The organism is Methylophaga sp. UBA2496, from assembly GCF_002341635.1.
Classification (GTDB): domain Bacteria; phylum Pseudomonadota; class Gammaproteobacteria; order Nitrosococcales; family Methylophagaceae; genus Methylophaga.
Genome location: NZ_DDOK01000004.1, coordinates 744639 through 756547 on the forward strand (window position 1 = coordinate 744639; position 11909 = coordinate 756547).

Annotated in this window: 11 protein-coding genes and 1 riboswitch; of the genes, 8 read left to right on the forward strand and 3 right to left on the reverse strand. The window is 46.1% G+C overall.

Translation table 11 applies throughout. The annotated features are described in order from the left end of the window. The first annotated feature begins 89 nt into the window (after positions 1-89). Positions 90-1493, forward strand: a complete 1404-nt coding sequence (gene leuC, locus B2W60_RS06905) for a 3-isopropylmalate dehydratase large subunit (protein WP_292361945.1) — start codon at positions 90-92, stop codon at positions 1491-1493. Beyond that, a complete protein-coding gene (prmB, locus tag B2W60_RS06910) occupies positions 1493-2422 on the forward strand; it encodes a 50S ribosomal protein L3 N(5)-glutamine methyltransferase (protein WP_292361944.1) in 930 nt (309 codons plus the stop codon). The genes leuC and prmB overlap by 1 nt, the downstream gene beginning before the upstream one ends. Here the strand turns inward: prmB and B2W60_RS06915 are convergent. Together B2W60_RS06915 and mutH are read right to left on the reverse strand one after the other, a co-directional pair. Further along, entirely contained in the window at positions 2413-3732 is a 1320-nt protein-coding gene (locus B2W60_RS06915) for a diguanylate cyclase domain-containing protein (protein ID WP_292361943.1), read from the reverse strand. The two genes, prmB and B2W60_RS06915, sit on opposite strands and share 10 nt — an antisense overlap. A gap of 46 nt (positions 3733-3778) precedes the next feature. Continuing rightward, positions 3779-4480, reverse strand: a complete 702-nt coding sequence (gene mutH, locus B2W60_RS06920) for a DNA mismatch repair endonuclease MutH (RefSeq protein WP_292361942.1) — start codon at positions 4478-4480, stop codon at positions 3779-3781. A 39-nt stretch (positions 4481-4519) separates the two neighbouring features. On the opposite strand from mutH, the gene B2W60_RS06925 reads away from it, so the two are divergent. Together B2W60_RS06925 and B2W60_RS06930 are read left to right on the forward strand one after the other, a co-directional pair. After that, positions 4520-5443 (forward strand): ABC transporter ATP-binding protein, encoded by a 924-nt coding sequence (locus B2W60_RS06925; RefSeq protein ID WP_292361941.1) that lies wholly within the window; start codon positions 4520-4522, stop codon positions 5441-5443. Beyond that, positions 5440-6219 carry an ABC transporter permease gene (locus tag B2W60_RS06930; protein ID WP_292361940.1) on the forward strand — a complete coding sequence of 260 codons (780 nt, stop codon included), beginning with the start codon at positions 5440-5442 and terminating at the stop codon, positions 6217-6219. Before B2W60_RS06925 ends, B2W60_RS06930 begins: the two co-directional genes overlap by 4 nt. Positions 6220-6513: 294 nt before the next feature. On the opposite strand, the gene dusA is transcribed toward B2W60_RS06930, so the two are convergent. Next, complete coding sequence (dusA, locus tag B2W60_RS06935) at positions 6514-7503, reverse strand: tRNA dihydrouridine(20/20a) synthase DusA (protein ID WP_292361939.1); 990 nt, start codon at positions 7501-7503, stop codon at positions 6514-6516. Positions 7504-7580: 77 nt separating this feature from the next. On the opposite strand from dusA, the gene B2W60_RS06940 reads away from it, so the two are divergent. The 4 genes from B2W60_RS06940 (at position 7581) to metF (ending at position 11901) form a co-directional block, all read left to right on the forward strand. Beyond that, a complete protein-coding gene (locus tag B2W60_RS06940; RefSeq protein WP_292361938.1) occupies positions 7581-8279 on the forward strand; it encodes a M48 family metallopeptidase in 699 nt (232 codons plus the stop codon). Between the two features lie 51 nt (positions 8280-8330). After that, positions 8331-8409, forward strand: a riboswitch (S-adenosyl-L-homocysteine riboswitch). 95 nt (positions 8410-8504) lie between these two features. Next, entirely contained in the window at positions 8505-9668 is a 1164-nt protein-coding gene (metK, locus tag B2W60_RS06945; protein WP_292361937.1) for a methionine adenosyltransferase, read from the forward strand. Positions 9669-9682: 14 nt separating this feature from the next. Further along, positions 9683-10993: an adenosylhomocysteinase gene (gene ahcY / locus B2W60_RS06950; protein WP_292361936.1), complete on the forward strand. Its 1311-nt coding sequence runs from the start codon at positions 9683-9685 to the stop codon at positions 10991-10993. 56 nt (positions 10994-11049) lie between these two features. Then, positions 11050-11901 carry a methylenetetrahydrofolate reductase [NAD(P)H] gene (gene metF, locus B2W60_RS06955; RefSeq protein ID WP_292361935.1) on the forward strand — a complete coding sequence of 284 codons (852 nt, stop codon included), beginning with the start codon at positions 11050-11052 and terminating at the stop codon, positions 11899-11901. Positions 11902-11909: the final 8 nt, after the last annotated feature.

Consider the following 11909-nt stretch of genomic DNA (forward strand, 5'->3'; position numbering starts at 1 on the left):
AGCAAGGAAGATCAATATGAGCTGATAGAGCAACTCAGCGCAAAACGGTATAATGTTCTGCTATCTGAATTAAACCGGTTTTGAGATTTATGTCCGCCAAAACACTTTATGACAAATTATGGGATCAACATGTTGTTCGCAGTGAACAGGATGGTACTGCGTTAATTTATATTGACCGCCACCTGGTCCACGAAGTGACCTCCCCGCAGGCTTTTGAGGGATTACGCCTGGCGGGAAGAATTCCATATCGTTTGAATTCGATTCTGGCGACACCAGATCATAATGTGCCAACAAGTCATCGGGAACGGGGTATTTCAGACCCAATATCACGATTGCAGGTTGAAACCCTTGATCAAAATTGCGCACAATTTGGTATTACTGAATTTGGCTTGAATGATTTACGTCAGGGAATTGTGCATGTTGTCGGGCCTGAACAGGGTGCGACACTTCCGGGAATGACTGTCGTATGTGGTGACTCGCATACGTCAACGCATGGCGCTTTTGGTGCATTAGCCTTCGGTATCGGCACCTCAGAAGTTGAGCATGTTATGGCAACCCAATGTCTGATCCAACGCAAATCCAAAAATATGCTGGTCAACGTCGAAGGTCATGTCAATCCCGGTATTACCGCAAAAGATATTGTGCTGGCCATTATAGGTAAAATCGGTACTGCTGGCGGTACAGGTTATGCCATTGAGTTTGCTGGAGAAGCTATTCAGGACTTATCCATGGAAGGCCGGATGACTGTTTGTAATATGACGATCGAGGCTGGTGCGCGTGCCGGTATGATTGCTGTGGATGACACGACCATTGATTATTTACGTGATCGTCCGTTTGCCCCAACAGGTGAAAACTGGGATAAAGCGGTAAAAGCCTGGCATGAATTACACAGTGATGCAGATGCACATTTTGATAAAGTCGTGACTCTCGATGCCAGCAAAATCAAACCACAAGTCACATGGGGCACGTCCCCCGAAATGGTCGTGCCTGTTGATGCCAGAATTCCCGATCCTGATGCGGAAAATGATGCAGTAAAACGTAATGGCATGTTAAAAGCATTGAAGTACATGGGATTAAATGCCAATCAGCCGATTCAGGACATCCGTCTGGACCGCGTTTTCATTGGTTCTTGTACCAATTCACGTATTGAAGATCTTCGAGAAGCTGCAGCTGCGATTAAGGGTGGGAAAGTTGCCGAGACAGTCAAACAGGCGATGGTAGTTCCCGGTTCAGGTTTAGTCAAACAACAGGCTGAGCAGGAAGGTCTGGACAAAGTTTTTGTTGAGGCCGGATTTGAATGGCGCGACCCAGGTTGTTCCATGTGTCTGGCAATGAATGCTGATCGTCTGGAAGCCGGCGAGCATTGCGCCTCAACTTCTAATCGTAACTTTGAAGGCCGACAAGGTCAGGGCGGTCGTACCCACCTAGTGAGTCCGGCAATGGCTGCAGCAGCGGCTATAGCTGGTCACTTCGTTGATATCACCGCCCATTAATGACAACCAACTATCAAGCTGCTGAGGCCGAACTCAGCACTTTGCGCGATTTCCTGCGTTGGACGACTTCGCGTTTTGAAGAAGCCAGGTTATTTTTTGGTCATGGCAATAACGATGCGTTTAATGAAGCGACTCAACTTGTTCTGCACAGTCTTAAACTTCCAGTAACCGAGTTACCCGAAATATTTCTGGATGCCAGACTCTGTAGTGCTGAAAAACAGATTTTGCTCAATCTGGTCAAACGCAGAGTTGAGGAACGTGTACCAGTCCCCTATCTAACGCGTGAAGCATGGTTTGCAGGGTTGCCATTTTATGTTGATGAACGCGTTCTGATTCCCCGTTCACCCTTTGCTGAGTTAATTGAAAGCCAATTTTTGCCCTGGTTACTGAATGTCGAGGGTGTAGAACGCATTCTGGATATGTGTACCGGCAGTGCCTGTATTGCGATCGCTTTGGCGATGGCATTTGAAGGCGCAGAAGTAGATGCTGTGGATATCAGCGAAGAAGCTTTGGCCGTCGCCCAGATAAATAAAAATAAACATTTGCTCGGAGATGAGCTAACAATTATCCAATCGGATTTGTGGTCTGAATTGGAGCGTTCGCGGCAATATGATTTGATTGTCAGTAATCCACCTTATGTTGGTGATTTTGAAATGGCCAGCCTGCCAGCTGAATATCATCATGAACCGGTTGATGCGTTGCAGGCTGAAGATAACGGGCTTGCTCTGGTTGAACAGATCATTATTGGAGCAGCTAAGTTTCTAACACCACACGGCTTGTTGTTTGTTGAAGTGGGCAATAGCGATCTGGCAGTAGATGAGAGATGGCCGGAAACCCATTTTTTGTGGCTGGAATTAGAACAAGGCGGCCATGGAATCTTTATGCTGACTCACAAACAGTGTGTTGAGTTTGCATCCGTTCATTCCTGAGTTTCGCTAACGGTTTTCTCTGACTCTGCCTGATAAATCCGCACACAGTTCCGCCCTGCCATTTTTGCCTGATACATTGCGCGATCAGCCATTTCAAACAGGCTATTTAAGGTGTCTTGTTTATCATGGCGGAGGATCGCCACACCCACGCTGATAGTAATGCTGATGCTGGCGGGTTTGAATCTGGTTAAACGTTTCTGCATACGCTGCATCAGGGCTGAAGCGGCCTGCTCGTCACATCCTGGCAAGAGCAGGACAAACTCTTCACCGGACCAGCGGGCAATCATATCGACATCACGCACATGGCGTTTTAACCAATTGCCCAGTTCTGCCAATAAATTATCACCCCGCACAAAACCATGCTGCTCATTAATCGCCCGGAAATGATCCAGGTCGATGACGGCCATCGCCAAATCACGCTTGAAACGATAAGCTTCGCTTAAATATTTACCCGCAAACTCCCGTAACGCATGACGATTAAATAACTGTGTCAATTCATCCAGCATTGCCAGACTGCATAATGAATTCTGCTGCGCTCTCAGTTCACGAAAATTCTGGTAACTGGTAATGTGATTAAATACCCGTTGACGCAATTCTTCGCGAACAATCGGTTTGGAGACAAAATCATTGACGCCAAGGTGGAATAACTCGATTTTGCGTGACACATTATCAAAGCCTGAAGTCGCTATGATCGGCACATTGCCATAATCCTCCCGCAATCGGCGGATCTTTCTGACCAGTGTAATGCCACTCATACTGCCTTCCAGCATGATATCGGTGATCACCAGCTCATAGTCTCCGCCACTGAAAGCATCCCATGCTTCCTCTGCAAAGGTATAGGCATCAACATCCAGCCCCATATCAGTCAGTAAATCGATAATAATGGTTTGCAATACCCGGGAATCTTCAATGAACAATACCCGGCCGGATAATTGGCGGGTCTCCCGTTGAGCCAGACGTTGCACATAAATACCCAGTTCGGCTTCATCATGTTTGCTGAAAATATCAGTAGCGCCAGCCAGAAGGGCCTGTTTCAGCGTCCGGGCGTTGTCACTTTCCGTCATGACCAGCACAGCAGCATAATCATAACCATTAATAGCCCGTAATTGACCACAGAATTCACTGCCGGCAATATCAGACAGATCATCACTGCAGCAGACTAATCGATATCGTGTTTGCTGAGCATGCTCCAGCCCCTGATACCCCGTTTCAGCAATATCGACTTCAAATCCGGCTGCCGACAATAGCGCGCGGGCTTTATTTCTAAATTCAGTAGAAGCGTCTACTACTAATGCATTGAGTTTTTGCACTTAGCCAATCCTTTTATCTAATGTGCATTCTGCCTGTTGCTGAACATTAACAGCAAGCTTTCCCTGACAGAATTTGTTGCGTAAAACTTGTACGAAGGTAAAAACCACATGGATGATGCAATTCAACCTCACCGTCATGGCCGACTTGACGGGTAGTCACCCGACTATGTGCAGCCTTGGGACGAATCTGCAGATAACGTCCTAGTCTCGCGGTAACACCACCTTCAGCAATCATGATTTCCATCAACTCTTCCCAATCCTGGTGCAGCACAGTTTCCTGATGCTCTGAAGGTTGCCACAAAATTGCCTGCCCGATATATCGCTCCTCAAGTGGAATAGAATTCTCTGCCTCGAGCGGTAACCATAAAACCTTACTCAGTTTACGACGCAACCAGCATGTCTGCCAATGGGTTTCTGCCACTGCCCGTGGATTCACCGTGCAGACATAAGTGGATTCTTTTGGTTCACCCTTGCTATTTAACGGGATAGTTTTTAATTCAATACCTAAAGCCACGAAGTCCGGTTCAGCCTGATTGCCGGCATCTGCCCCCAGAATACGTTCCAACAGATTGCCCAGCCAGCCTTTATGTCGTCGCAAATCAGCAGGTACAGGCAGATTATACTGTTGCGCCAGCTGGGCAACTGTTTTTCCCGTAATGAGCTCACAACGCCGCAGCAATTCTTCTTCTGACAGTGGCGCTGTAACGGGAAGCATTAATTGGTCAATATCCTCGGGCATGGGTGACATGATAATCTAGTACGTTTAAATCTGCTTGGGGCGATTCCGGTGAAAGCGCTGACTATTAAACATCTGAATAAAACCTATCGCAATGGTCTGGAAGCGCTCAAAGATATCAACCTGACTGTAGAAGAAGGTGATTTTTTTGCACTGCTCGGACCAAATGGCGCTGGCAAGTCTACGACCATCAGTATATTAACCTCGTTGGTGACAAAAACCAGCGGGGCGGTAAAAATCTTTGATGCCGATCTGGACACTCAAACCGAACTCGCTAAAAGTTATATCGGGCTGGTGCCGCAGGAATTTAATTTTAATGGTTTTGAGCAGGTCAAACATATTCTGGTCACACAGGCCGGTTACTATGGTGTGCCTGCCAAACAGGCCGAACCCCGAGCCGATGCCTTGCTTAAACAACTGGGCTTATGGGAAAAACGACATACCGCCTCACGCTCATTATCTGGCGGCATGAAGCGCCGGCTGATGATTGCCAGAGCCCTGGTTCATAATCCCCGACTCCTCATACTGGATGAGCCAACAGCTGGTGTAGATATTGAACTGCGTCGCTCTATGTGGGTATTTTTACGCGAAATCAATCAACGTGGTACCACTATCATCCTGACCACGCATTATCTTGAGGAGGCCGAAAACCTGTGTCGTAATATCGCCATTATCGATAAAGGCCGCATCGTTGAAAATACCGATATGAAATCGTTATTAAACCGTCTGGATAAAGAGACGTTTGTGCTCGATTTACTTGAACCACTGACAGATAACAATTTACTGCAAGGAATTGAATATCATCAGGTGGACCCGACGACCATTGAAGTAGAGCTGCATCGACATGAAGGACTGAATGGTTTGTTCAGTGTATTGACAGAACGGGGCATAAAAGTGGGAAGCATGAAAAATAAGGTAAATCGTCTTGAAGAATTATTCTTAACCCTGGTTGAGCGTCCGGAGTCTGTCGAATGAATCATCGTCGTCAGCACCATTGGATCGCATTTTCAACATTAGTAACACGGGAAATCAGACGTTTTTTGCGGATTTGGGCGCAAACGCTGTTACCGCCAGCGATCACCATGACCTTGTATTTTATTATTTTCGGTAACCTGATTGGCACCCGAATTGGTGAAATGGATGGCTTCAGCTATATGGAATACATCGCCCCCGGGATCATCATGATGGCGATCATTAACAATGCTTATTCCAATGTGGCTTCGTCTTTTTTCAGTGCAAAATTTCAGAACCATATTGAAGAACTGATGGTGTCACCAGTTCCCAATTACATCATTCTCGCAGGCTATGTCGTCGGTGGTGCCGCGCGTGGATTGTGTGTTGGACTGATAGTCACTTTAGTGTCATTATTTTTTACTAAACTCACCATACAACATATTGGCATCACCATCAGCATGGTGTTTCTCAGCGCGATCATGTTTGCATTGGGCGGCTTCATTAACGCACTTTATGCTCGCAGTTTTGATGAAATCTCGATTATTCCAACCTTTATCCTGACCCCCCTCACCTATCTGGGTGGGGTGTTTTATTCGATTTCGCTGCTACCGGAATTCTGGCAGAACGTTTCCATGTTGAATCCGGTGTTGTATATGGTCAACGCGTTCCGTTATGGCTTATTGGGCGTCTCGGATATTCCCGTAGTCGCTGCTTTTGCCATCATCCTGCTGTTTATCGCTGCCCTGACCACTTATGCGTTGTATCTGCTGCATAAAGGTACTGGCTTGAGGAATTGATTTTTATGAACCACAGAGACACAGAGTTTTTATTATTGGTTTATCCGCAGATTACGCAGATTTTCGCAGATGCTTTATGAATGATTTAACAAGTCAGTTTGAAAGAAGTTAGCCCTCATAGTTCTTTCGTGATGCATTACTGCATCAAACTGAAAACCATTTATTTAATCTGCGTCCATCTACGTATTCTGCGGACTATTTTTTGAAAGTCTTCAAACACCACTTACACGCCAGTCATCATAAACCACAAACTATTTATAAAACTCTGTGCCCTCTGTGTCTCTGTGGTTACTTTTAATCTCCGCCTATTAAATTGAGCGCATCCTGAACCACTTCAACCCCGGCCCCGGGTAAATGGGCGTTTTCACTTAAATGCCGTCGCCAGCGACGTGCGCCGGGCAAGCCCTGAAACAAACCCAGCATATGACGGGTTATCGATTTTAAGGGTCTCCCCTCTTTCATGCGCATTTCAATATACGGCAGCATCAATTCAACTATTTCATGCTGACTCGGGATTGATCGATCATCATTAAAAATCCGTTTGTCCGCCTCGGCCAGAAGATAGGGCTGATGATAAAGCGCGCGCCCCATCATGACACCATCCACCTGTTGCAGATGTTTTTCAGCTTCATCCAGCATATGGATTCCCCCATTGATATCCAGATGCAAATCTGCAAATTCCTGCTTGATTTGATACACCTTTTCATATTCAAGTGGCGGAATATCCCGATTTTCTTTAGGACTTAACCCTTTTAGCCAGGCTTTGCGGGCATGCAGAATCAATGCATCCACCTCAGCCTGATAAACTGACTCAACAAATTCTTTTAGGAATTCATAGCTATTACTCTCATCAATACCTAAGCGGGTTTTTACCGTAATGGGGATATCGACGGCCTGTTTCATTGCTGTCACGCATTCAGCAACCAGTCTGGGTTCAGCCATCAGACAGGCACCAAACCGGCCATTTTGCACCCGATCGCTTGGACAGCCCACATTTAGATTTATCTCCTGATAACCCGCTTCGGCACCTAATATGGCACATTTTGCCAGTTCAGCAGGCTCACTACCGCCTAACTGTAACGCCATGGGATATTCCAGCTCATCATGTGCCAGAAAACGTTGATAATCTCCATGCAATAACGCACCTGTTGTCACCATTTCGGTATATAACATAGTGTGTCTGGAAATGAGCCGGCATAGATAACGGAAGTCGCGATCAGTCCAATCCAGCATGGGGGCCAGCGATAACCGGTGAGCGAATTTAATATTGGCTGTCAGAGTCATAATAAAACCTGTTTAATCCGACATTTTCGCAAATCAGCCGCTAAAATGCCCAGTTAATATGCTTTTTAAGTCATGCGATGAGTATCATTAAGATTAACGATCTATCCGTTGAAGTTGTTCGAAGCCCGCGCAGAAAGTCTCTGGCCATTAAAATCCAGGATGGCAACGTGACGGTGCATTTACCCAAACTCATGCCCTTATGGCTGGCCAAGCAGTTTGTAATGCGCAAACAACATTGGATTCAGGATAAATTGCGGCATTACCAGCAACGTCCGCCAGAAAGGCAATTCATCGACGGTGAATTGCAGCCGTTTATGGGCGAACACTATCCTTTACATATCATTCATGAGTCCCAGCGCCAACGATTACATGTTCAGTTTGATCAACACAAATTTCTCATTATGGCTCCAGCCAGTGCTTCATCAATACAAATAAGGCAGGCCTTAGCGAGGTGGTACAGACACCAGGCAGAAGCATTACTGACTGCCCGCGTAAAACAACTTGCTAAGCATACCGGCCTGCAGCCCAATCAGGTTCAGATCAAAAGCTATAAATCCCGCTGGGGCAGCTGTAATATCCGAGGAGATATTCAACTTAACTGGCAACTGGTTCAGGCCACACAGCCCATCAGTGATTACGTCATCATTCACGAGCTGTGTCATCTGCAACAGCACAATCATTCGAAAGCTTTTTGGCAGTTGGTGGAACAATTCGACCCGAATTACCGTCAACATCGTGGTTGGCTGAAAAATCATGGACATCAGCTAGTTATATGAGCATTAGTCCTTAACTTGTAATTTTTCGAATATGAATTAATATATGCCCCATTGAATGAGGAACGCTGCGACAGAGGAAGCTCTGCTAGGCTTATTCAATGTCACATTTTCAAAACGGCGTTCATTATTAACAGGTCACTGATAGTAATGGGCGTTTCATCCGAACTTTACCCATAGTCCGACTATCATTACCTTATTTGAATTTTAATAATGAGGAAGTTGTCTATGAGTAATGCTTATCTTTTTACCTCTGAATCGGTTTCAGAAGGTCATCCAGATAAAGTAGCAGACCAAATTTCCGACGCTGTTTTAGATGCCATCCTGACAAAAGATCCCCACGCCCGTGTTGCCTGTGAAACTCTCATTAAAACAGGTGTTGCCATTGTTGCCGGAGAAATTTCAACCAGCGCCTGGGTGGATTTGGAAGATATCGTCCGTAAAACCATAACGGATATCGGTTATAACAGCTCTGACGTCGGTTTTGATGGTCAAACATGTGGCGTGATGTCTGTTATCGGGAAACAATCCGGTGATATCGCCATGGGCGTTGATCGTGAGACAGAAGAAGATCAGGGTGCAGGTGATCAGGGCTTGATGTTCGGTTATGCCAGTAACGAAACTGAAGTGCTAATGCCCGCCCCTATTACTTACGCTCATCGTTTGGTCAAACGTCAGGCAGAAGTGCGTAAAAGTGGTGAACTCACATGGTTACGGCCTGATGCTAAAAGTCAGGTGACCTTTATTTATGAGGATGGTGTTCCTGTCGGTATCGATGCGGTGGTGTTATCGACTCAGCATAACCCTGAAATCAGCCAGGCCGATCTCAAAGAAGCAGTAATGGAACTGATTATCAAAAAAACGCTTCCCGCTGAATGGCTGACCAAAAACACGCAATATCATATTAATCCGACCGGACAATTTATTATCGGTGGGCCGGTCGGCGATTGCGGCCTGACCGGGCGTAAAATTATTGTCGATACCTACGGTGGTATGGCGCGTCATGGCGGTGGTGCGTTTTCCGGTAAAGATCCTTCCAAAGTGGATCGCAGCGCGGCCTATGCAGGACGCTATGTTGCAAAAAACATTGTTGCAGCAGGCCTTGCTGATCGGTGTGAGATCCAGGTGTCTTACGCGATTGGTGTCGCACAGCCAACATCTATCAGTGTCGATACATTCGGTACCGGCAAAATTGCTGAAGATAAACTTGTCGAATTAGTTCGCGAGCATTTTGATCTGCGCCCGGTTGGCCTTATCAAAATGTTGGATTTAGTCCGTCCTATTTATCAGCAAACTGCCGCATACGGTCATTTTGGACGTGAAGAAGCTGACTTCAGCTGGGAACGAACCGATCTTGCTCCCGTCTTACGTGAAGCAGCAAAAATCAACTAACACAGGAATTTATCATGCAATCAGCAGTAGAAAACTTGACACCGGATTACAAAGTTGCCGATATCAGTCTGGCAAAATGGGGCCATCAGGAAATTAAAATTGCCGAAAGCGAAATGCCCGGTCTGATGGCGTTACGCGAAGAATATGCCGGTCAAGCCCCTTTAAAAGGCGCCCGTATTGCCGGTTGTCTGCATATGACCATCCAAACAGCCGTTTTGATCGAAACCCTGGTCGAATTAGGTGCTGAAGTACGCTGGTCTTCATGCAATATCTTTTCAACTCAGGATCACGCTGCAGCGGCGATTGCCGATCAGGGTATTCCGGTTTTTGCCTGGAAAGGTGAAACCGAAGAAGAAGCTATCTGGTGTATTCGTCAGACTATCATTGGTACCGACGGCTGGCGCCCGAATATGATTCTGGATGATGGTGGCGACTTAACGACGATGATGCATCAGGATTACCCTGAATTACTGGCAGACATTAAAGGCCTGTCAGAAGAAACCACTACCGGCGTCCACCGTTTATATGAAATGATGAAAGCGGGTGCATTGAAAGTCCCGGCGATTAACGTCAACGATTCGGTCACTAAGTCAAAATTCGACAACCTGTACGGCTGCCGTGAATCATTGCTTGATGGCATCAAGCGTGCAACTGATGTCATGGTTGCCGGTAAAATCTGTGTGGTTTTAGGTTACGGCGATGTCGGTAAAGGTTGTGCTCAAGCTTTCCGTGGCATGGGGGCGACCGTTATGGTCACTGAAATTGATCCTATTTGCGCCTTACAGGCAGCAATGGAAGGTTACCGTATTGTCACCATGGACGAAGTCGCTGATAAAGCCGATATCTTTGTTACAGCTACCGGTAATATCAATGTCATTAATCATGATCACATGGCAGCGATGCGTAACGAAGCTATCGTTTGTAACATCGGTCACTTTGATAACGAAATTGATGTTGCTTCACTGCGTAACTACGAGTGGGAAAACATTAAGCCTCAGGTTGACCACGTTATTTTCCCTGATGGTAAGCGTATTATCCTGCTGGCTGAAGGTCGCCTGGTTAATCTGGGCTGTGCAACCGGTCATCCAAGTTTTGTCATGTCAGCCTCTTTCACCAATCAAGTAATGGCACAAATCGAGTTATGGCATAACAGTGCTAATTACGAAAATAAGGTTTATGTATTACCTAAACGTCTCGACGAGAAAGTCGCGCGGCTGCATTTAGGCCGAATCGGTGCTAATCTGACCGAGTTAAATGCTGAACAGGCTAAATATTTAGGTCTTGAACAGCAGGGCCCCTATAAACCGGAACACTATCGTTACTAAGTTAAGCAGGGCTAACGTAAAAGTTAGCCCTTTTTCTTTTACCTGAAGTAAGCATCATGTCCAAAAAAACTGTTATCAGCTGTGAGTTCTTCCCTCCAAAAACGGAAAAAGGCGCACAAAATCTTTTAGTCGTGCAAGAGCGACTCGCAGTATTAAAACCTGAATTTTATTCTGTGACGTTTGGTGCAGGTGGGTCGACTCAGGACAATACGCTCGAAGCCGTTATCGCTGTCCAACAGCGGGCAGCTGAAACCGGAATCGATGCGGCTCCACATTTATCCTGTGTAGGATCTTCTCAGGAACGCATTCGCACTATTTTACAAACCTATATTGATAACGATATTTCCCGTGTGGTGGCATTAAGAGGTGATTTACCCTCTGGTATGCGGGATCCGGGTGATTTCCGCTATGCCAATGAACTGGTGGAATTTATCCGTAAAGAAACCGGCGATCATTTCACTATCGAAGTTGCTGCTTACCCCGAAGTGCATCCGCAAGCTCAGGATGCCGGCGTGGACCTGGAAAATTTCAAACGTAAAGTCGATGCCGGTGCCGACAGTGCCATCACCCAGTATTTTTTCAATATTGATTCCTATTTGTACTTTGTCGAACGTTGCCAGAAAAAAGGCATTGATATCCCGATAATTCCCGGCATTATGCCGATTAATAATTATTCCCAGCTGGCCCGTTTTTCTTCCGCCTGTGGGGCGGAAATTCCACGTTGGCTGAAAAAACGTCTTGAAGAGTTTTATGATGACACCGAGTCAATGCAGGCATTTACTACGGATTACCTGACGGATTTTACTGAGAAACTGCTCGGGCTTGATGTACCAGGATTGCATTTCTATTCCATGAATAAAAGCCAACCTGTACTAACCGTATGCGAACGTCTGGGTTTAGTTCGCTGATTATCAGG

Bases quoted from the DNA above. Each gene is read 5' to 3' on its own strand.
- leuC (WP_292361945.1), top strand. From the start codon at position 90: ATGTCCGCCAAAACACTTTATGACAAATTATGGGATCAACATGTTGTT.
- prmB (WP_292361944.1), top strand. From the start codon at position 1,493: ATGACAACCAACTATCAAGCTGCTGAGGCCGAACTCAGCACTTTGCGC.
- mutH (WP_292361942.1), bottom strand. From the start codon at position 4,480: ATGTCACCCATGCCCGAGGATATTGACCAATTAATGCTTCCCGTTACA.
- B2W60_RS06930 (WP_292361940.1), top strand. From the start codon at position 5,440: ATGAATCATCGTCGTCAGCACCATTGGATCGCATTTTCAACATTAGTA.
- dusA (WP_292361939.1), bottom strand. From the start codon at position 7,503: ATGACTCTGACAGCCAATATTAAATTCGCTCACCGGTTATCGCTGGCC.
- B2W60_RS06940 (WP_292361938.1), top strand. From the start codon at position 7,581: ATGAGTATCATTAAGATTAACGATCTATCCGTTGAAGTTGTTCGAAGC.
- metK (WP_292361937.1), top strand. From the start codon at position 8,505: ATGAGTAATGCTTATCTTTTTACCTCTGAATCGGTTTCAGAAGGTCAT.
- ahcY (WP_292361936.1), top strand. From the start codon at position 9,683: ATGCAATCAGCAGTAGAAAACTTGACACCGGATTACAAAGTTGCCGAT.
- metF (WP_292361935.1), top strand. From the start codon at position 11,050: ATGTCCAAAAAAACTGTTATCAGCTGTGAGTTCTTCCCTCCAAAAACG.